Origin of the sequence: Bradyrhizobium sp. IC4060, from assembly GCF_020193715.1 — a bacterium.
GTDB classification, from domain to species: domain Bacteria; phylum Pseudomonadota; class Alphaproteobacteria; order Rhizobiales; family Xanthobacteraceae; genus Bradyrhizobium; species Bradyrhizobium yuanmingense.
In genome coordinates this window covers 118,950-139,412 of the sequence record NZ_JADYVJ010000009.1, presented here as the reverse complement: position 1 = coordinate 139,412, position 20,463 = coordinate 118,950, and the positions used below count along the sequence as shown (strand labels likewise).

19 protein-coding genes are annotated in these 20,463 nt (G+C 65.4%); 15 read left to right on the top strand and 4 right to left on the bottom strand.

The annotated features are described in order from the left end of the window. Positions 1-92 precede the first annotated feature (92 nt). From serA to I6F16_RS26140, 10 genes are all read left to right on the top strand, one after another. Positions 93-1,337: a phosphoglycerate dehydrogenase gene (gene serA, locus I6F16_RS26185; RefSeq protein ID WP_036026910.1), complete on the top strand. Its 1,245-nt coding sequence runs from the start codon at positions 93-95 to the stop codon at positions 1,335-1,337. Between the two features lie 108 nt (positions 1,338-1,445). After that, positions 1,446-2,465, top strand: a complete 1,020-nt coding sequence (locus tag I6F16_RS26180) for a patatin-like phospholipase family protein (RefSeq protein ID WP_036026863.1) — start codon at positions 1,446-1,448, stop codon at positions 2,463-2,465. A gap of 3 nt (positions 2,466-2,468) precedes the next feature. Then, positions 2,469-3,923, top strand: coding sequence for an SLC13 family permease (locus I6F16_RS26175; protein ID WP_225113398.1), 1,455 nt, complete (start codon positions 2,469-2,471; stop codon positions 3,921-3,923). Positions 3,924-4,015: 92 nt separating this feature from the next. Beyond that, positions 4,016-5,677, top strand: coding sequence for a tannase/feruloyl esterase family alpha/beta hydrolase (locus I6F16_RS26170; RefSeq protein ID WP_225174130.1), 1,662 nt, complete (start codon positions 4,016-4,018; stop codon positions 5,675-5,677). Positions 5,678-5,726: 49 nt separating this feature from the next. Further along, entirely contained in the window at positions 5,727-6,176 is a 450-nt protein-coding gene (locus tag I6F16_RS26165) for a MarR family winged helix-turn-helix transcriptional regulator (protein WP_036026867.1), read from the top strand. A gap of 14 nt (positions 6,177-6,190) precedes the next feature. Next, positions 6,191-6,961 (top strand): enoyl-CoA hydratase, encoded by a 771-nt coding sequence (locus I6F16_RS26160; RefSeq protein ID WP_225174129.1) that lies wholly within the window; start codon positions 6,191-6,193, stop codon positions 6,959-6,961. 110 nt (positions 6,962-7,071) lie between these two features. Further along, entirely contained in the window at positions 7,072-9,153 is a 2,082-nt protein-coding gene (locus I6F16_RS26155; protein WP_225174128.1) for a methyl-accepting chemotaxis protein, read from the top strand. A gap of 125 nt (positions 9,154-9,278) precedes the next feature. Further along, positions 9,279-10,217, top strand: coding sequence for a dihydrodipicolinate synthase family protein (locus I6F16_RS26150; RefSeq protein WP_225151955.1), 939 nt, complete (start codon positions 9,279-9,281; stop codon positions 10,215-10,217). Between the two features lie 354 nt (positions 10,218-10,571). Beyond that, positions 10,572-11,972, top strand: coding sequence for a selenium-binding family protein (locus tag I6F16_RS26145; RefSeq protein WP_225147304.1), 1,401 nt, complete (start codon positions 10,572-10,574; stop codon positions 11,970-11,972). Positions 11,973-12,055: 83 nt separating this feature from the next. After that, positions 12,056-12,649, top strand: coding sequence for a hypothetical protein (locus I6F16_RS26140; RefSeq protein WP_109145408.1), 594 nt, complete (start codon positions 12,056-12,058; stop codon positions 12,647-12,649). A 3-nt stretch (positions 12,650-12,652) separates the two neighbouring features. Here I6F16_RS26140 and I6F16_RS26135 read toward each other — a convergent pair whose 3' ends face one another. From I6F16_RS26135 to I6F16_RS26125, 3 genes are read right to left on the bottom strand one after another with little or no spacing between them, the layout of a single operon-like run. Beyond that, positions 12,653-13,351 carry a DUF1045 domain-containing protein gene (locus I6F16_RS26135; protein ID WP_109145407.1) on the bottom strand — a complete coding sequence of 233 codons (699 nt, stop codon included), beginning with the start codon at positions 13,349-13,351 and terminating at the stop codon, positions 12,653-12,655. 18 nt (positions 13,352-13,369) lie between these two features. Then, positions 13,370-14,563 (bottom strand): alpha-D-ribose 1-methylphosphonate 5-triphosphate diphosphatase, encoded by a 1,194-nt coding sequence (locus tag I6F16_RS26130; protein ID WP_225147305.1) that lies wholly within the window; start codon positions 14,561-14,563, stop codon positions 13,370-13,372. Then, complete coding sequence (locus tag I6F16_RS26125) at positions 14,560-15,231, bottom strand: chloramphenicol acetyltransferase (protein ID WP_225147306.1); 672 nt, start codon at positions 15,229-15,231, stop codon at positions 14,560-14,562. The genes I6F16_RS26130 and I6F16_RS26125 overlap by 4 nt, the downstream gene beginning before the upstream one ends. Positions 15,232-15,405: 174 nt before the next feature. Here I6F16_RS26125 and phnC point away from each other — a divergent pair, with 174 nt between their 5' ends. The 4 genes from phnC to phnE (I6F16_RS26105) all read left to right on the top strand — a co-directional run bounded on the left by phnC (position 15,406) and on the right by phnE (I6F16_RS26105) (position 19,011). Beyond that, complete coding sequence (gene phnC, locus I6F16_RS26120; protein ID WP_225144940.1) at positions 15,406-16,221, top strand: phosphonate ABC transporter ATP-binding protein; 816 nt, start codon at positions 15,406-15,408, stop codon at positions 16,219-16,221. Between the two features lie 75 nt (positions 16,222-16,296). After that, positions 16,297-17,205 carry a phosphonate ABC transporter substrate-binding protein gene (gene phnD, locus I6F16_RS26115; RefSeq protein WP_225147307.1) on the top strand — a complete coding sequence of 303 codons (909 nt, stop codon included), beginning with the start codon at positions 16,297-16,299 and terminating at the stop codon, positions 17,203-17,205. A 67-nt stretch (positions 17,206-17,272) separates the two neighbouring features. Then, the gene (phnE, locus tag I6F16_RS26110) at positions 17,273-18,160 is read left to right on the top strand and encodes a phosphonate ABC transporter, permease protein PhnE (RefSeq protein WP_225147383.1); all 888 of its coding nucleotides are present in this window, start codon (positions 17,273-17,275) and stop codon (positions 18,158-18,160) included. Next, positions 18,157-19,011, top strand: a complete 855-nt coding sequence (phnE, locus tag I6F16_RS26105) for a phosphonate ABC transporter, permease protein PhnE (protein WP_225147308.1) — start codon at positions 18,157-18,159, stop codon at positions 19,009-19,011. Before phnE (I6F16_RS26110) ends, phnE (I6F16_RS26105) begins: the two co-directional genes overlap by 4 nt. 135 nt (positions 19,012-19,146) lie before the next feature. Here phnE (I6F16_RS26105) and phnF read toward each other — a convergent pair whose 3' ends face one another. After that, complete coding sequence (gene phnF, locus I6F16_RS26100) at positions 19,147-19,878, bottom strand: phosphonate metabolism transcriptional regulator PhnF (RefSeq protein WP_109145402.1); 732 nt, start codon at positions 19,876-19,878, stop codon at positions 19,147-19,149. 118 nt (positions 19,879-19,996) lie between these two features. Here phnF and phnG point away from each other — a divergent pair, with 118 nt between their 5' ends. Further along, positions 19,997-20,461, top strand: coding sequence for a phosphonate C-P lyase system protein PhnG (phnG, locus tag I6F16_RS26095; RefSeq protein WP_225113388.1), 465 nt, complete (start codon positions 19,997-19,999; stop codon positions 20,459-20,461). Positions 20,462-20,463 lie beyond the last annotated feature (2 nt).

Below are 20,463 nucleotides of genomic sequence, written 5' to 3'. Positions count from 1 at the left end.
CCGGCCGTCTTCTCCCCGTATCCGTTCCCTATTGTGCTGCGCACCGCCCGCGGTCTATGTGCGAAGGCAAAGCTGCCATCTACGGAGATGCCATGTCCGCCCCAGGCCAAAGCCCTGAGCGAAGCGCCAAGGCGCTGCTGCTCGAAGGCGTCAATGATAGCGCTGTCGACCTTTTTAGGGGCGCGGGCTTCACCAATGTCGAGCGGCTGACCAAGGCGCTGGACGGCGCGGATCTGCGGCGCGCGCTCGAAGGCGTGTCGCTGCTCGGCATCCGTTCGCGCACGCAGATCACCAATGAGGTGCTGGGGGCGGCCGGCCAGCTTCTCGCGGTCGGCTGCTTCAGCGTCGGCACCAACCAGGTCGATCTTTCGGCGGCGCGTAAGCGCGGTATTCCCGTCTTCAACGCCCCGTTCTCCAACACGCGCAGCGTCGCCGAGCTCGTCATCGGCGAGATCGTGATGCTGCTGCGGCGGATCTTTCCGCGTTCGGTGTCGGCCCATGCGGGGGGCTGGGACAAGTCGGCGGCGGGCAGCCGCGAGGTGCGCGGCCGCACGCTCGGCATCGTCGGCTACGGCAATATCGGCTCGCAGCTTTCCACCTTGGCCGAAGCCATGGGCATGCGCGTGATCTATTTCGACCGCACCGACAAGCTTCGCCACGGCAACACCGAGCCGGTCGAGAAGCTGGAAGATCTGCTGGCGCAGAGCGACGTCGTCAGCCTGCACGTGCCGGAGACCCCGGAGACTGCGGGCATGATCGGCGAGAGGGAGCTGCGGGCGATGAAGCCGGGCTCGTTTCTGATCAACAACAGCCGCGGCACCGTGGTCGATCTCGATGCGCTGGCGCGTGCCTTGCGCGACGGTCATCTGGCCGGTGCGGCCGTCGACGTCTTTCCCGTCGAGCCTTCGTCGAATGCCGATCGTTTCAATAGTCCCATTCAGGGCATCGAGAACGTCATCCTCACCCCCCATATCGGTGGGTCGACTGAGGAGGCGCAGGAGCGCATCGGCGGCGAGGTCGCGCGAAAACTGGTCGACTATTTCATTACCGGCTCGACGATGGGCGCGGTCAACTTCCCGGAGGTGCAGCTGCATCTTCGTCCCTCCGGTGCACGCTTCAGCCATGTCCATCGCAACGTGCCCGGCATGTTGCGGCGGCTGAACGAGGTCTTCCTTCAGCGCGACATCAACATCGCCGCGCAATATCTGGAGACCGCCGGCGACCTCGGCTACGTCGTGCTCGACGCCGATCTCGGCGGTCAGGATTCCGGCGAGCTGCTGCGGCAGATCCGCGGCCTCGAGGGAACGGTCGGGGCGCGGCTGGTATTTGAGCACTAAACCGCCCACGTTCCGGTTGCATCTTGCGGCCGGTGCTCCCACACTGCGGTCGAATTCGACGTGTTCCAGTCACGTCGAATTTGAGCTTCAGTTGCGTGAGTGTCCGCCATGGAACGGGACGCCGTACTGATTGATCTCGCGCTGCAGGGCGGCGGTTCGCATGGCGCCTTCTCCTGGGGTGTGCTCGACCGTCTTCTGGAAGAGAAATGGCTGGAGATCGCCGCGATCTCCGGAACCTCCGCAGGCGCGATGAATGCGGCGGTCCTGGCGGACGGGTGGACGGCCGGCGGCGCCGAGGGGGCGCGTGAGGCGCTTGACCGATACTGGCGTCGTATCTCGAAGGCCGCGGCCTTCAGCCCGCTACAGCGCTCTCCGCTCGACCGCTTGATGGGGCGCTGGACCCTCGATACGTCGCCGTTCTACATCCTCACCGATTTGATGTCGCGTGTGCTCTCGCCCTACGACCTCAATCCTACCGGTTACAATCCGCTGCGCGCGGTGCTGGCCGAGAGCATCGATTTCGAACGGCTCGTGCGCTCGCCGATCCAGCTATTCATCACCGCGACCCGGGTACGCACCGGGCGCGGACGTATCTTCCGCAACGCGGAGATCACGGCCGACGTGCTGCTGGCATCGGCCTGTCTTCCAACCATGTTCCGCGCGATCGAGATCGACGGCGAGCCCTATTGGGACGGCGGCTATGCTGGCAACCCGACCATCACGCCGCTGGTCCGCGAAAGCGACGCGCATGACACCATTCTCGTCCAGATCAATCCGACCGAGCGGCCGGAGCAACCGCGGACGGCTGCGGAGATTCTCAACCGTCTCAACGAAATCTCCTTCAACTCGCCGCTGATGAAGGAGCTGCGCATGATCGCGCTGCTGCGCCAGGCGGCCGATCCGGGCAGCGGCGAGGGCGCGCGCTGGGCGAAGATGCGCACGCACCGGATCAAGAGCGACATGCTGGCGAAGTTCGGGGCCTCCTCGAAGCTCAACGCGGAGTGGGAGTTCGTCTCGATGCTGCGCGCCGAGGGACGCATGGCCGCGGACAACTTCCTCGCCGAGCACGGCGCGGAGATCGGCCGCCGCTCGACCGCCGATCTCGATGTCCTGCTGTCGGAGTGCTGAGGCATGGGTCTCCTCGGCCTCCTCGTCGGACTCGGTCTGCTCGTCCTATTCGCCTTCCGCGGTTGGAGCGTCCTGCTGCTCGCGCCGTTCGCCGCACTCATTGCTGCGTTGTTCGGCGGTGAGCCGCTGCTCGCGAACCTGACCCAGGTGTTCATGGTGAACGCGGCGGGATTTCTGGCGCAGTTCTTTCCGATCTTTCTGCTTGGTGCCGTCTTCGGCAAGTTGATGGACGACAGTGGCGCGGTGACGTCGGTCGCCGGCTTCATGGCGGAGCGCCTCGGCGAACGCCGCGTGATCCTGGCGGTCGTGCTCGCCGGCGCGCTGGTCACCTATGGTGGTGTCAGCCTGTTCGTTGCGTTCTTCGTCATCGTTCCAATGGCCCGCTCGCTGTTTCGTGCCGCTTCGATTCCGCGTCGTCTGATCCCGGCCGCGATCGTGCTGGGAACGTCGACCTTCACCATGTCGGCCCTACCTGGCACGCCGTCGATCCAGAATGCGATTCCGATGCCGTTCTTCGGCACGACGCCGTTTGCCGCGCCGGGCCTCGGCATCGTCGGCTCGCTCATCATGCTCGGCGCGGGATTGTGGTGGCTGCATCGCGCCGAAGCTGCGGCGCGCCGCGCCGGGGAAGGCTATGGCGACGACGCCGAGGGCGCGATCGAGCAGGCCGCTGCTGACGAGCTCGTGCGCGAGCGCGCGACGACTGCCCGCGAGTTCGATCCGGCGGAGCTACAGCACGGTCATCGCAGCGAGCGGCCGTCGCCCGTGCTGAACGCCATGGCGCCGCTCGTCGTTGTCGTGACCGTCAACCTGTTGATGTCGCTGGTGGTGCTGCCGCGGCTCGATGTCAGCTATCTCGCCGAGCCGCGCTTTGGCGACACGACGCTTGCGGCGGTCGCAGGCGTGTGGTCGGTCGCGGTGGCGCTGGCTGCCGCCATCGTCACGACCATCGCGCTGAACTGGGCGCGCCTGCCGGTGCTGCGCCGGACCATGGACGCCGGGGCCAATGCGTCGGTCCTGCCTGCGTTCAGCGTCGCCAGCCTCGTCGGCTTCGGCGCCGTCGTGGCCTCGCTGCCGGCGTTCACGATCGTGCGCGACTGGGTGCTGGCGATCGAAGGGGGACCGCTGGTCTCGCTCGCCGTCGCGACCAACATCCTGGCCGCGCTGACCGGGTCGGCGTCGGGCGGCCTGACCATCGCCCTCGATGCTCTCGGCCCGACCTATGTCGAACTTGCCGCGCGCCACGGCATCGACCTTGCGCTGATGCATCGCGTGGCGGTGATCGGCGCGGGAACGCTGGACATCCTGCCGCATAACGGTGCGGTGGTCAGCCTGCTCGCGATCTGCGGCCTGACCCATCGCGACAGCTATTTCGATATCGTCATGGTCGGTATCGTGACCTCGCTCCTGGCGCTGCTGGCGGTGATCGCCCTGGGCACTGCGCTGGGCTCGTTCTGACGGAAAGCCGGCGTCAGCGATTGACGGACGGGCGAAGGTTGCATTGAATGCGGCCAAGTGCCGAACGCAACAGGACAAGCCGGGTGGAAACGATGAAGCGCAACAGAGCGAAGCTGTGTGCATGGCTGGTGGGCACTGCGGCCGCAATGAGCGCGAGTGGTGCCTCAGCGGCAACGCTGGCCGAAGACGCCGAGACCGTCTGCAAAGGCCTCGTCGGCGGCGCTGACGCCGTGAAGATCGATTCCGCGACCCTGCAGGCGCCGTCGCAATTGGCCGTGGCCGAGCGCGGGCCGACGCCATCGGCACGCATCACGCCGGCCAATCCGCGCTTCTGCAAGGTGCTCGGCCATATCGATCCCACCGATCCCAAGGCGCCCCCGATCAGATTCCAGGTCAACCTCCCCGTCGAATGGAACGGGCGCTCGCTGCAATATGGCGGCGGCGGCTTCAACGGTGTGCTGATCACGGGCCTTGCCCTGCCGCCGGCCTATCCCTTCGACAGGCCCTCGCCGCTGGCGCGCGGCTTCGTCACCTACGGCACCGACTCTGGCCACGAGACCAAGCAGGGCGAGCCGCCGCAGGTCTTTGCGCTGAACGACGAGGCCTTCGAGAATTTCGCCCATCGGGCGTACAAGAAGGTGCGCGACGCCGCGGTCGGGCTGATGCAGCGCGCCTACGGCAGGAAGCCGGAGAAGCTGTACTTCATGGGCTCGTCGGAGGGCGGCCGCGAAGGCCTCACCATGGCGCAGCGCTATCCCGACGATTTCGACGGCATCTTCGCCCGTGTGCCCGTGATCAACTGGGTCGGGCTGCAGCATGCCGGCACGCGCTCGGGTCTCGTCACCATGGGCGAGGGCTGGATCAACCCGGCGCAGGTCAAGCTCGTAGGCGAGGCCGTGCGCGCGGCTTGCGACAAGGCCGACGGCTCCGACGATGCGCTGGTGCAGGATCCCGTCGGCTGCAAGGCGGCGTTCAAGGTCGAGACGCTGCGCTGCGCGGCCGGGCAGAGCGGCGACCAGTGTCTCACCGATGCACAGATCAAGGCGGTGAACACGCTGCACGCCAACTACAAATTCCCCTTCGCGCTCGCCAATGGTCTCGACGATTATCCGGGCTGGGGCGTCTCCGGCGAGGACATCCCCGCGGTCGGGCCGACCGGCGGCTGGGTCTCCTGGTGGCTCGGCACCGCGCCGCCGGCGCAGCCGCCCGCGCCGAACAACGGCATCGCCTGGATCTACGGCGCCGGCGGCATCCAATATGTCTTCGCGCGCGATCCGAAGCTCGACGTCACCACCTACAAGGTGGAAGAGCACAAGGCGCGGCTGCTCGAGGTGTCCAGCCTGATGGATTCCACCGATCCCGATCTCAGTCGGTTCCGGGCGCGGGGCGGCCGGCTGATCGTGCTCGAGCACATGGCCGACTACGCCCAGAGCCCCTATGCCGGCATCCGCTACTTCGAGAGCGTCGAGCGCAAGATGGGCAAGGCCGAGACCGCGGAGTTCGCGCGCCTCTACACCGCGCCCGGCGTCGACCATGTCGGCTCCGGCGCGCCCGCCAATGTCGATATGCTGAGCGTTCTGGTCGACTGGGTCGAGAATGGCAAAGCGCCCGGCGACTTAGAGGTCAGGGAGCAGAAGGTCGAGGCGCCGTCGTTTGCCGCGACGCGCTCGCTGCCGCTGTGCCGCTGGCCGGCCTGGCCGCACTACAAGAGCGGCCCGGTGACGGAAGCGGCGAGCTTCACCTGCGCGCCGTAACCAAGAGGGCCCGTTTGACAACGCGCCTGCGTTTCGCTATCTATTTCGCATGCGAAATAACGGCGCCGGCGCGCAGCACCATCGGCTGATCTACTTGCTGAGTGTCGCCCAGCGCCGGCTGCAGCGCTGGATGGCGGCGCGGCCCGAGAGCGCGGTGACGCCGGCGCAGGCGGGGTTGCTGTTCATTCTCGGCAAGCAGGATGGCGCGCTGATGGGCGAGGCTGGGGCGGCGCTCGACATGGGACCGGCCGGCATTTCGGGTCTCGTCGACCGGACGGTGGCTGCGAAGCTGGTCGAGCGGCGGGCCGATCGCGAGGACGGCCGCGCCTTTCGCATCTGGTTGACGCCGAAGGGGCGCACCGCGCTGGCGCAGGCCAAGACCAGCGCGGCGGAGGTCAATGCGGCGCTGACGGAAGGTTTCACGGCCGCGGAAATCGACATCGTCGCACGCTGGCTGACGAGCATTCAGGACAAGTTTCCAAGACGTTCAGACGAATAACACGGAGCAGACCAATGACCGAGCAGGTCCGGATCGAGAATAGCGGCGGAATCCTCACCCTCACGCTGGCACGTCCCGACAAGAAGAACGCGCTGACGGATGCGATGTACGGCAAGCTCGCCGATGCGATCGAATCCGCCGAGTTCGACCCATCCGCCCGCGTGATCCTGATCCGCGGCGAGGGCGACATGTTCACCGCCGGCAACGACGTCGGCGAGTTCGCGGCCGTCGCGGCCGGCAAGTCCGAAGGCAGCCGCAACGTGGTGCGCTTCATCCAGTCGCTGGCGCGTTGCACCCGGCCGCTGGTCGCGGCCGTGCAGGGCCGTGCCGTCGGCGTCGGCACCACGATGCTGCTGCATTGCGACCTCGTCGTGCTCGCCGACAACGCGCAATTGTCGACGCCGTTCGTCAGCCTCGCGCTGGTGCCTGAAGCCGCCTCCAGCCTGTTGATGCCGGCGCGCATCGGCTATGCCCGCGCCTACGAGATGTTCGCGCTTGGCGAAACCGTGCCGGCGAGGTCGGCGCTGGAATGGGGACTCGCCAACCGTGTGGTGCCGCTCGATAGGCTCGATGCCGAAGCGCTTGCGCTGGCGCAGCGTCTCGCCCGCCAGCCGGCCGGGGCTCTCATCGCGACCAAGCGGCTGATGCGCAACGGCGAGGCGCTGGTCGCGCAGATGCAGGCCGAAGGCGAGCAGTTCGCGCAGCGCCTGCGCACCGCCGAAGCGCGCGAGGCGTTTACGGCGTTTGCGGAGCGCCGCCCGCCGGACTTCACCAGAATAGGATAGGATTCCGAATGCGTGCAGGTTGGATCGTTTCGATTCAACTCAAACCTTAACGAAACATTGGCACGTGGCGGTGCAAGGTGGCCTCCCCGGAGAGTTAGGCCCCTCAACCCATGTCCATTTTTAAGAATTCGGTAAGCACGCTCCTCCTGGTCCTGATGACGCTGCTGGCGGCCGGCGCGCTGACCAGCACGGCCATCCAGATGGTCGGGGCTTTCGGCCGCTATAGCGACAGTCTGGAGACCGAGCGGCTCGCGAATGCCGACAAGTCGATCTTCCATGGCGTGGTTGCCCTGCGCAGCAATCGTGGCGATGCCCAGAGCGCCCTGCTCGGCGAGGACGACCCGCGCGCCAAGCTCGGCATTGCCGAGAAGGCGGAACAGGCCGGCTTTGACGCCATCAGCGCGGCGCTCTCTACCGTAGAATTCGCCCGCCGCGACGAGCTCGCCAGCACTCTGAAGCAGCGCTGGAGCGAGGCCGCGCCAAAATTCCAGTTGTTCTACGACGAGGCCAAGCTGCCGCGCGCCGAGCGCAAGCTGGAGCGGACCGCGCCCTGGTACGATGCAGTCACCAAGGTGATCGAGACCGCCAATCTCGCGTCCACCGCGGTGTCGAACCGCGCCTGGATGAACGATCCTTACATCGCCCGCATGATCCAGGCCCGCCGCCTCGCCTGGCAGGTGCGCGACCGCTACGGCATCCAGTGCTCGACCCTGCGGCCGAACGTCAACGCCAGCAAGCCGCTCGACGATGCCCAGAAGCAGACCGTGGCCGGATGGAACGGCGTCGTCACCGCCGGCTGGACCGGCATGGAGGAGCTGCTGGCTGCGCCTGACGTGCCGGCCGACCTCGTCAACACGGCCAAGGAGGCGAGGGCCAAGACTGACGGCGCCCTCAAGCAGATCGGCGAGATCACCAAGGGCTTCGACGGCAGCGGCCGGCCCGCGATGCCCGCCGCGGAATGGAACACGTTGTGCCAGGCTCCGTTCGCGTCGATCGTCGCGGTCGCGAGCAAGGCGCTCGACCTGTCGATCGCGCACGCGGAGGCGGTTCAGGCGAAAGCCCTCACCAATCTCATCGTGCAATCCTTCGGCTTCCTGCTCGCACTGGCCGTGACTGTCGCGGGCGTGTTTGTGGTGCGCAACCGGCTGATGCGCCCGGTGCGCGCCATCCTCGACGCCATCGCGCGCATCAGCGCCCGCGACTATGCGACGCCGGTGCCGCAATCGCGGCATCCCGACGAGTTCGGCACCATGGCGGCTGCGCTCGAAAGCCTGCGCGAGAGCGCGGCGACCGCGGAGCGGCTGGGTAAGGAACGCGAATCGCAGCAGGCGCTGCAGCTCGCCCGCTCCGGCACCGTCGATGCCGCCTGCCGCACCTTCGACGAGACGGTGCAGGCCGTCATCCAGAGCGTCGCAGCCTCGACGCGGGACCTCGATGCCACCGCAAGCGGCGTGCGCTCGCTGGTCACGGAATCGAGCAGCCAGACCGCGGCGGTGTCCTCGGCAGCCGAGCAGGCCACCAATAATCTCGAGACCATCGCCGCCGCGACCGAGGAGCTCTCCGCATCCGTGGGCGAGATCTCCGCGCAGGTGCAGTCGAGCGCCCGCGAGGCCCGCGAGGCCGTGGCCCAGGCCGAGCAGACCAATGCGACGGTCGAGATCCTCGATCAGACGGCGAGCCGCATCGGCGAGGTCGTGAAGATGATCAACGCGATCGCGGCCCAGACCAATCTGCTGGCATTGAACGCCACCATCGAAGCCGCGCGCGCCGGCGAGGCCGGCCGCGGCTTCGCGGTGGTTGCAGGCGAGGTCAAGAGCCTTGCGGCGCAGACCGCGACGGCGACGGAAGAGATCTCGCGCCAGGTCGAGGAGATCCAAGGCGCGACCGGCCAGGCGGTCGCCGCGATCCGGTTGATCGGCGGCGCCATCGGCGGCATCGACGAGAAGATGACGGCGATTGCCGCCGCGGTCGAACAGCAGCGCGCGGCCACGACGGAGATCTCGCGCAACTTCCAGCAGGCGGCCCAGGGCACCCGCGAGGTCACCGATACCATCGGCAGCGTCGCCAGGCTCAACCAGGAGACCGGCAATGCCGGGACGGTGCTGTCGGAGTCCGTCAAGAAGATGTCGGCGGACGCCGATCGTCTCCGCGTCGCGGTCGAGGGTTTCCTGGGCGCCGTGAAGAGCGCCTGATTTTCGTACTCTTTCCACCTGATGTCGCGCGGGCATTGCCGCAGCTCGGCACTGCGGGTACATCTGTGCCGCCTCGCTCCCGCGGGCGCGGCGACAGACGCAAGACATCAGGGATGGAGAGTTCGATGCCGGTCACCCCACACAAGGCCCAACGCCCCTATCGCGGCGTGTTCCCGGTCGCGCCCACCATCTTCGACGAGCGCGGCGAGCTCGACCTCGAGGGTCAGCGCCGCTGCATCGATTTCATGATCGATGCCGGCTCGCACGGCATTTGCATCCTCGCCAATTTCTCCGAGCAGTTCGTGCTCACCGATGCCGAGCGCGACGCGGTGATGCATGCGGTGCTGGACCATGTGGCCGGCCGGGTTCCCGTGATCGTCACCACCACCCATTTCAGCTCGGCCGTATGCGCCGCGCGCAGCAAGCAGGCCGAGGCGGCCGGCGCCGCCATGGTGATGGTGATGCCGCCCTATCACGGCGCGACCTTCCGCGTCCCCGAGAAAGGCATCGTCGAATTCTTCAAGGTGCTCTCCGGCGCGATCAACATCCCGATCATGATCCAGGACGCGCCGGTTGCCGGCACGCCGCTGTCGGTCGAGTTGCTCGCGCGGCTGTCGCGCGAGTTTTCCAACATCCGCTATTTCAAGATCGAGGTGCCGGGCGCGGCCTCGAAGCTCCGCAGCCTGATCGAGGCGGGCGGCAAGGACATCGAGGGCCCCTGGGACGGCGAGGAGGCGATCACGCTGCTCGCCGATCTCGACGCCGGCGCCACCGGCGCCATGACCGGCGGCGGCTATCCCGACGGCATCCGCCAGATCATCGATCCCTATTTCGCGGGCGATCGCGAAAAGGCGAAGGCCGCCTACGAGCGCTGGCTGCCGCTGATCAACTACGAGAACCGCCAATGCGGCCTGATCGCCTGCAAGGTGATGATGCAGGCCGGCGGCGTGATCAAGTCGGAGGCGGTGCGCCATCCGCTGCAGCCGCTGCATCCGGCGACGCGCGCCGGGCTATTGGAGCTCGCCAAGGAGCGCGACGCGTTGGCGCTCAGGTGGGGGAAGTAATTCTCTCCCCCGTCATTGCGTGAAGCTGTCGTAGGGTGGGCAAAGCGAAGCGTGCCCACCAACTTGCGCGCCCGCGGGAAGAGCGGTGGGCACGGCGCTTTGCGCCTTTGCCCACCCTACGAAGGCTGCGAGGAGCGACTTGTGCGCCCTCGCTCGAAATGAACGAGGGATGCCCATTTCGCCTGAAGGCGTCGAATTAGCGCGTGCCGGGCCGTTCCCCATAGCCCCGCGATGGCATAATGTACGCGCGCCAACCGGCCCTGCGGAGATTCTCAGGACATCGCGCAACAGCTCTTCTTTTGCCACTATCCCGAGCCAGGTTGGTGCAAACCGACAGAACAGGGAGGCAGTGCCATGACGATGAGGCCGGATCCCACCTTTCACGCATCGCCCAAGCTTGCGATGGAAGCGCCTGCGGAGAATTTTGCTTACACCTTGCTGCTCAGTCCGGATTTCTCAAAGCCGGATGCTCTCGCGGTCATCGACGTCAAGCCGGGATCGCCGACCTATAGCCAGATCGTCCACACCGTAACGATGCCCAACAAGGGTGATGAGTTTCACCATTTCGGCTGGAATGCTTGCTCCTCCGCCCTGTCGCCGCTCGCCGGACACGCCTTCATCGAGCGGCGCTATCTCATCATCCCGGGGCTGCGCTCGTCGCGGATCTACGTCATCGATACCAAGCCCGATCCGACGCAGGCCAAGATCCACAAGATCATCGAGCCTGAGGAGGTCTTCAAGAAGACCGGCTACTCGCGGCCGCACACGATCCATTGCGGGCCGGACGGCATTTACGTGAGCACGCTGGGCGGCGGCGGCAAGGACGGCACCAATGGACCTCCGGGCGTCTTCATCATGGATTGCGAGACGTTCGAAGTTCTTGGACGATGGGAGATCGACCGTGGCCCGCAGACGCTGCATTATGATTTCTGGTGGAATCTGCCGCGCGATTACATGGTGACGAGCGAATGGGCGTTACCGCCGCAGTTCGAGAACGGGATCGTCCCGGAAGATCTGCTTGCGAACAAATATGGCCATCGTCTCCACTTCTGGGACCTTCGCGCGCGTCGCAACGTCCAGACCATCGACCTCGGCGCCAATCATCAGATGGCGCTGGAGGTGCGCCCCGCGCACGATCCGGTTCGCGAGTACGGCTTCGTTGGCGTCGTGGTCGACACCACCAACCTCGAAGCGTCGATCTGGACCTGGTGGCGCGAGGACGGAAGATTCCATGCCGAGAAGACGGCGACGATCCCTCCCGAACCCGCGCCCAAGGAGAAGCTGCCGCCGCTGCTGCAGGGATTTGGCGCCGTGCCGCCGCTGGTGACGGACATCGACCTGTCGATGGACGACCGGTTTCTCTATGTCTCGTGCTGGGGCACGGGTGAGATGCGCCAGTACGACGTCAGCGATCCCAGAAAGCCGAAGCTTGCGGGCTCAGTCCACATCGGCGGCATCGCGCGCCGCACGCCCCATCCGAACGGCAAGCCCTTTGCGGCGGGTCCGCAGATGGTCGAGATCAGCCGCGACGGCCGGCGCGTGTACTGGACCAATTCGCTTTATTCCACCTGGGACGACCAGTTCTATCCCGACGGGGTTCCGGGCGTGGAAGTCATGGCCAATGTCGGTCGCAACGGCGGCCTCGAGCTCGACAAGGACTATTTCGTGAGCTTCCCCGACGGATATCGTGCGCACCAGATCAGGCTCGAGGGCGGCGACTGTTCGACGGACTCATTTTGCTACCCGTCGGTCTAGATGGCACGCAGGCGAGCCCGGCCCTTGGCTGGCTGTGGCTCGCGCTTGTTGCGAGCGGTCTCTACCACGGGGTCAATCCGGGAATGGGATGGCCGCTCGCCGTTTCGGCCGGGCTCATGGACAAGAGCCCCCTCGCGCTCTTCCGTGCATTGTGGGCTCTGGCGGCCGGGCACCTCCTGGCAACACTTCTCGTGCTGCTGCCGTTCGCCTTCCTGCTCGTACTGGCCGAATGGCAGCGTCCAATCCAGATCGTCGCGAGTCTTCTCGTCATCGGCTTTGGCGTCTACCGGCTGATCGACCGGCGTCATCCGCGCGCGCTGGCACGAATTCCGCCGACGCAATTGGTGCTCTGGTCATTTGCCGTCGCCATCGCTCACGGCGCTGCCCTGATGCTCGTGCCGATCTATCTCGGGCTCTGCCAGGCCTTCGAGCTCGATGCCGGCCATCAGGCGGCGGGCGCGCTGATGACGGCAAATCTCGGGATGGCGGTGCTGGTGTCGCTGGTGCACGTTGCCGCCATGGTCGGCGCCGGCGGATGTCTGGCGTGGCTGGTCTACCGCCATCTGGGACTGAGGTTCGTCTCGCGAAGCTGGTTCAACCTGGATGCAGTCTGGGCGATCAGCCTCGTTCTGGTTGGCGCGGTGGCGCTCGCTTTCAATCTTGCGACCTCGCGCTGAGGTCTACCGCACCAAAGCCCACTCGCCGATGATGCGAAACCGCGCCTTGGCATCATCCTGCTTGAACAGGGCAATGCGATCGATCGCGAGCGTCTCGATCCCCAGCGCCGCAAACCGTGTTCGCAGCATCTGAAGGATCGGCCCGCGCCGCTCCGCATCCAGCCGCCCCGTCAGCGTCATGTGGAAGCGGAATTCTTCCATCACGTAAGGATAGCCCCAGCGGTCGAGATAATCGCGCTGCCGCTCGCTGAGCTTCTCCGGCTTGCGCCGAGCGCGATCTTCCGCCGTCAGCGCGGCGCGAAACGGGTCGAACTCGCGAACGCAATCAGCGGCAAGTTGCTGGAGCGTTTCCATCGGCTCGGCCGGAATAACGGCAATGAAGCCGCTGATGGCATCGACCACTGGTCGGATCGCCGGGATCGGACGTGTCCTGCCCGCGAAGGCCGCGCAGGCGGCCAGCAGCTCGGCTTCGGTATTGCCAGGCGCCAGCGCCATCGGCGCCTTCAGCGTGGCGTGAAAGCCGTATTTGCGAGGATCGGCGCTGACCTCGCGCCAGTCGGGCGCGGCGTGCAGCGCCTGCTCTGGAAACGAAATCTCGCCGCCGCTGTAGGCGTCATAGCCGAGCAGCTCGGCGCCGAAGCGGGAGAGGGCGCTGTCGCGGCCTGCGGCATAATAGATCGCGTAGCGGGGGAAACCTGTCATTGCCTCAGCATAACCAATTTACGCCGCGACGACAGTCTCGCGCGGGGCCGCCACTGCGGTGAGCAGCCGCGTCGCGTCGGTGAGATGCACGAGCCTGCCGCCTGAGATCACCGCGATCAGCCGCGGCCGCAGCTTCACGTTGTCGTCGACGAGGAGAATGTCAGCGCGGCGTCCCTCCGCGAGCAGGCCGCGATCGGTGAGGCCGGTCGCGCGCGCCGGGCCGGCGGAGACCAGATCCCAGGCCTGAGCCAGAGGCACCACGCCATCGGCGGCCAGGCGGAACGCGGCGAGCAGCTGCGCGGGATAATAATAGTCAGACGCCAGCACCGAGCAGAGCCCCTTGGCGATCATGTCGGAGGCCCTGGTCCAGCCGGTGTGGCTGCCGCCGCGCACGACGTTCGGCGCGCCGTAGACGATGGCATCGCCGTGGCTGGCCGCTGCGCGCGCCGTCTCCTCGTTGATCGGAAACTCCGCGATCAAGGCGCCGAGCTCGCGAAAGTCCCGGCGCATCGCCGGGCTCGAATCGTCGTGCGAGAGCATCCGCACCTCGGCGGTGCGGGCCGCGGCGGCCAGGCGTGACACCGAGGTGGGCACCTCGTCGGCGCGCGAGACCACGCGCTCGACCAGCCGGTCGAATTCGTCGCTCGACAGACCGGTGCGCTCCACCATGCGGTTGCGCTTGCGTGGGTTGGAGATGTCGGCAACGACGCCGTCCATATGATCGTTAAAGGCGAACAGGTCGACGCGGCCCTCGCTGAGCCACTGTGCGATCTCCGCTTCGGCATCGAGATTGAAGGTCTCGTGCCGCAGGTGGAAGCGGGTGTCGGCGGCGAATTGAGGACGCTGCCGCTCGATCGCCTCCATCAGACCGCGCGCATTGTCGGCGCTGCGCAGGCCCGGCTCCCACGAGCAGGTTGTGGCGTGAAACACGGTAGTGATGCCGTTGCTGATCGCCTGGCGGTCGCTGTCGGCGAGCGCGACGTCGATCGGAAAGTCGACGCCGGCGCGCGGCATCATCTGGCGCTCGAAGGCATCGCCATGCAGATCAACGATGCCGGGCAGCACCAGCAGGTCACGGGCATCCAGCGCCAGCCGCGCCCGGCCGCGAGAGGCGTCGACCTCTGCAATGTCTGTTCCGGAGACGAGAAGGGAGGTTTCGACGAGCTCGGCGCCGATCAGGGCCCGGCCGCCTTCGATGAATATGTCTGTCACGCGACCGCGCTTCGTTTGCTGGCAGGAGAATTGGCGAGTGAGCTCGCTTTTGCTTCGTATGACGAGAGGAAATCTTCAATCCCGAGCTTGCGGAAATTGGGCAGCGCCTCGCGCAACTTGTCGTGATCCCAGTCCCACCAAGCAAGCCTTGCGAGCCGTCCGGCGATCTCCTCCGAGAATCGCCGCCGCACGATGCGGGCCGGATTGCCGGCGACGATGCTGTAGGCCGGCACGTCCTTGGTGACGATCGCGCCGGCGGCGATCACCGCGCCGGTGCCGATGTTGCGGCCCGGCAGCACGATCGCGCCATGGCCGATCCAGACGTCATGGCCGATATGAACGTGATGCCGGCGGCGCCAGTCGAAGAACTCGAGATCGTCGCTCTCACCTTCGAAATAGGCGCTGGATCGGTAAGTGAAATGCGCCTGAGTGGCGCGATGCATCGGATGGTTGCCGGGATTGATGCGGGTCATCGCCGCGATCGAGCAGAACTTTCCGATGGTGGCGTAGGTGATCTGCGCATCGTTCACGACATAGGAATAATCGCCCATCGCGACTTCATGCAGGATCGTGCGCGCGCCGACTTCGGTGTAGGCGCCAAGCCTGGTCTCATGCAGCTTGGCCGAGGGATCGACGGTCGGCTGAACCGAAAGAGCTTTGGCGGCCATGTTGCATCCGAAGTGCGAGGGCGGGCGTCTTTCTTCGAGCGGCCGGATGACGGTGTCGTGACAATGAGATGACAGGGGATGACGTGCGTAGGATGGCCGCACTGCAGCAGCCTTGTCACACAAGTGTTAACCACGGGCGTTAGCGGTTGGCTCCAGCTACTCTGGAGCCCCTCGATGCTGGTGGTTGAAGGCCTGACGTGTCGCTTCGGCGCGAAGGCCGCTGTGGACGATGCTTCGTTTCAAGTTTCCCCTGGCGGCTTCGTCGGGGTGATCGGGCGATCCGGCGCCGGCAAGTCGACATTGCTGCGGTCCATCAACCGCCTCATCGAGCCCTCCGAAGGCCGCATCCTGTTCGAAGGCGTCGACGTCACCGCGCTGCGCGGCAAGGAGCTGCGGCAGTGGCGTGCGCGGTCGGCGATGATTTTTCAGCAGTTCAACCTCGTCGGCCGGCTCGACGTCCTCACCAATGTGCTGATGGGGCGGCTGTCGACGGTGCCGACATGGCGGTCGCTGCTGCAGCTTTGGCCCGAAGAAGACAAGGCCATCGCGATGTCGGCGCTCGAGCAGTTCGACATGGCTGCCATCGCGGCCCAGCGCGCCGACCAGCTCTCGGGCGGTCAGCAGCAGCGCGTGGCGATCGCGCGGGCGCTGGTTCAGCAGCCCGACATTATCCTTGCCGACGAGCCGATCGCCTCGCTCGATCCCCGCAACACCAAGATCGTGATGGATGCGCTTCTGCGCATCAACAAGCATTTCGGTATCACCGTGCTCTGCAACCTGCATTCGCTCGATCTCGCCCGCAGCTATTGCGACCGCCTGATCGGGATGGCCGCGGGGCGGGTGGTGTTCGACGGCGCGCCGGCGGCCTTGACCGATCATATCGCGCGCGAGCTGTACGATCTCGAGGCGAATGAAGTCATGGATGTTGCGCCCGCGGATGCATCGGTCGGCACGGCAGTTCCTGCCCTCCGCACGGTTGCCGTGGCCTGATCGCTGCTTCTTTAAATCGAGCCTGGTCGTAGAGCCGGAACTCGACAGTTTCATAACCTTGAAATGGGAGACGTCATGATAGACCGTCGTACGATCGTTGCCGCTGCGGCGGCCCTGGCATTTTCAGTTTCAGCCGCTGCGGCGCAGGACTGGAAGGCAAAATATCCTGAGTTGATCTTCGCAAAAGTCCCCGACGAGAATGCCTCCGGCACCACCAACCGCTGGACGCCTCTGACGGAGTACCTGTCCCGCGAGCTTGGAACCAAGGTCACGCTGCGCATCGCCAACGACTACGCCGCGGTGATCGAAGGTCAGCGTGCAGGAAACATTCACATTGCGATGTACGGCCCGGCGTCCTACGCGCGTGCCTACATCATTGGCGCGAAGGTCGAACCGTTCGCGATCGAGGTGAACGGCGACGGCACCAAAGGCTATTACTCGGTTCTCTATGTCAAAAGCGATTCGAGCTACAAGGACATTAAGGACCTGCAAGGCAAGAACCTCTGCCTCGTCGATCCCAATTCGACTTCCGGCAACAACGTGCCGCGTTTCGCGATGAACAAGATGGGCATCGACCCGGAAAAGTTCTTCGCCAAGGTGGTCTATTCGGGGAGCCATGAAAACGCGGTGATCGGGCTTTCCCAGGGCACCTGCGACGCGGCGTTCAACTGGTGGAACGACGAGAAGGAATCGAACCTGCTCCGGATGGAACGGAAGGGCATGGCGAAGGCCGCTGATTTCAAGATCATCATGAAGTCCGAGCAGATCGTGAACTCGCCGATGGCCTATCTCAGCAGCCTGCCTGACGACCTCAAGGCGGCGATCAAGAAAGCAGTGCTGGAAATTGCGGTGAAGGACAAGGCGGCTTTCGACAAGATTTACGAGGGGAAGCAATTGCCCTACGTCGAGGTCGGCCACAAGGCGTATGACGCCGTGATCGAACTGACCAAGTTTGTCGACAGCATTCGCAAGCAGAAATCCTGAGGGAAACGAAGGGTTGGACAAGTCGGGCAGATCGCAAGATCTGCCCGTCGGCTCTCGCGAACATCCCATGCGAACAGCAGTTCCCGAATTTCCGGAAGCCAGGCTGCGTGAGCTTGGCGATCGCTATGCGGCCGCAATTGCCGCCAAGCGCCGCCGCGTATGGCTCGGTGCCGCCGTCCTGATCGCCGTTGCCATTGCCGCGGGCTGGATGGGCGAGGTCAGTCTCGGGAATTTTGTCGAGAACTTCTGGCGCTTCCCGGCCTATTTCGTCAGCATCGCACCCAAATTTTCGTTCGCGACCGCATGGAGCGATTTGGCGGACTGGCTGTGGGGATTGCCGCGCTGGGCACGGCTTCTCGGGGATACGTTGCTGATCGCCTATATGGGCACCCTCTCGGGTGCGCTGTGCGGTTTCGCACTTTGCTTCCTCGCCTCGGCCAATCTCGTGAAATCAGGAACGACTGTTTTCGTCACCCGGCGCGTTCTGGAGTTTTTCAGGACCGTGCCGGAGATCGTGTTTGCCCTGATCTTCGTGCTGGCCTTTGGTCTCGGGCCGCTGCCGGGCGTTCTGGCGATTGCAATCCATACCGCCGGAGCGTTGGGCAAGCAATTCGCCGAGGTTGTCGAGAACATCGACAGCAAGCCGGTCGAAGGGGTGGCGGCAAGCGGGGGCAGCTGGGTTCAGGTCGTTCGGTTCGGCGCGTTGCCTCAGGTCCTCTCGAACTTCGTGAGCTATGCCTTGCTCAGGTTCGAGATCAACGTGCGGGGCGCCGCCGTGATGGGCTTCGTCGGCGCCGGCGGGATCGGTCAGGATCTGATCGAGGCGGTTCGCAAGTTCTACTTCACCGACGTCAGCGCCATCCTGCTGCTCATCGTCCTTACCGTCATGTTGATCGACTTCCTGACGGAACGGTTGCGACACCGCCTGCTCGGGCTGGAGGGAAGCACCCGATGAGCTCCTTCAGTTTTGAAAACCGGGCCGGCATTGCCGAACGGTATCCCGACGTCTTCCGGACCGATTGGTGGCAGCGGGGAAGGATCGCAATACTCGTCGGCGGGGCGGTCGGGCTGTTCCTGTTCGGGATCGTCCAGCTCGATATTCCCTTTAATCGGCTCTCCCAGGGCATGGTCAGGCTGGGCGAATTCGTCCAGCTCATGTTGCCGCCCAACCCGGGTTCTTGGGCGGAGGTCCTGAAATATCTGTATGCGCTCGGAGAGACGGTGTCGATCGCGTTTCTCGGCACGCTGGGTGGCGCGCTGCTCGCGCTGCCGGTATCCCTGCTGGCGGCGCGCAACGTGGTTGCAAACCGGATCATCCGCCTATTGACCCGTCGTGGCCTCGATACCATCCGTGGAGTCGATACCTTGATCTGGGCACTGATCTGGGTCGGCGTCGTGGGGCTGGGGCCGTTTGCCGGCATCCTGGCCGTGATCTGCAGCGATTTCGGAACGTTCGGCAAGCTGTTCTCGGAAGCGATCGAGGTCGCCGACAAGAACCCCGCGGAAGGCGTTCGGTCATCGGGCGGCAGCCATCTCCACAGCGTCCGGTTCGGATTGCTGCCGCAGGTATTCCCGGTCTTGCTGAGCCAGGTGCTCTACTATTTCGAGTCGAACACGCGATCGGCGACGATCATCGGAATCGTTGGCGCTGGCGGCATTGGCCTTCAGCTTGCCGAACAGATCCGGGTGCTGGAATGGCAGAAGGTATCGTTTCTGATCCTCCTAATCCTGATAACGGTATCGTCGATCGACTGGATTTCCGGCAAGCTGCGCTTCGCGATCATCGGCAAGCGGACGGTCGCCTAACGTCGTGCTGCAGTCTTATCGTTCCGATTGGATCGGAACGGAGCTCTGATTCTAGTTTTGACGCGTTTTCTCGACGCAAATCGTTTCCACCCCGGATCAAGTCCGAGGGCAGGCTTCGCTGGAAAACGCTCTGATCTAAGCGTTCTCCACCAAAAACTCCACCCGCTCTGCCGCAAAGCGCGAGTGCTTCGTCACCAGCGGCTTGCCCGTGAGATCGTGGTCGGTGGCGTCGACCACCAGGATCGGCCGTCCCAGCGCCAGGTCGAGCCGTGCGGCGTCGCTCGCGTCGACAATCCCCGCGGTGATTCTCGTTGCGCCACGGCGATAATCGCGGACGCCGAAATGCTCCAGCAGCTTCGTCATCGAGCGCGTTGCCGCGAACACGGCGCCTGCATCCGGGAACAGGTCAGCCGAGAGCCAGGTGGTGGAAACACAGATCGGGGTGCGGTCGGCGAGGCGAATCGCCTCGATCCGCACCAGCGGCGCGCCGGTCTTCAATCCCAGCTCTCGTGCGAGCTCGCGCGTCGCAACGTCATCGGTCGCCTCGATCAGCCGGCCATGCGGTTCGCGGCCATCGGCGCCGACGATCTCGGAGAAGCGCGTGCGCGAGCGCAAGGGATAAGCGAGCTTTTGCGCCTCGACATAGGTTCCGCTGCCGCGCTCGGCGCGCACCAGGCCGCGCTCGGCGAGGGCTGCCAACGCGCGCCGCACGGTGTGGCGGTTGACGCGATAGGTTTCGGCGATCTCCATCTCGCCCGGCAATTTGTCGCCGGCCGCAAAGCGGCCGTCGGCGATGCCGCGCTCGATGCCATCGGCCACGAGGCGCCATAGCGCGACGCCCGAGGAGGCTGTGTCCTGCATGCTCATGTCGCGGGAAACCTACTCCAGAAATCACAGCATTGTCACGAAACAGTCATGGCGCGTCCGTATGAAGTTGTCTATTATTATAGACAACTTCGGTGCGGCAAGTTCTGTAGAAGGTTCGATGGACCAGGTGACCCAGCACAACGACCAGCAAGCCCAGCGCAAGGCCGCAATGGCGGTGCTGGCGCACGCGGAGGCGGGCGAGATCGCCGCTCGCCTCCGCAACTTGGCCCTCCCGGACCATCAGGATCTGCGCACGCCCGAGAACGGCCTCGTCATGCTGCGCGGCCGAGTCGGCGGCGACGGCGCGCCGTTCAACCTCGGCGAAGCGACGGTGTCGCGCGCCGCGGTGCGGCTTGCGAGCGGCGAGGTCGGGTTCGGCTACACGCTCGGCCGCGACGGTGAGAAGGCGCGTCTGATCGCGCTGTGCGATGCGCTGGTGCAGTCCCGCGATTTCGGCGGAGCGGTGGAGCGCGACGTTATCGCGCCGTTGCGCGAGCAGCTTATGGTCAGGCGCAAGCAGGCGGCGGCAGCGGCCGCCGCAACGAAGGTTGATTTCTACACCATGGTGCGCGGTGAGGGGTGAGA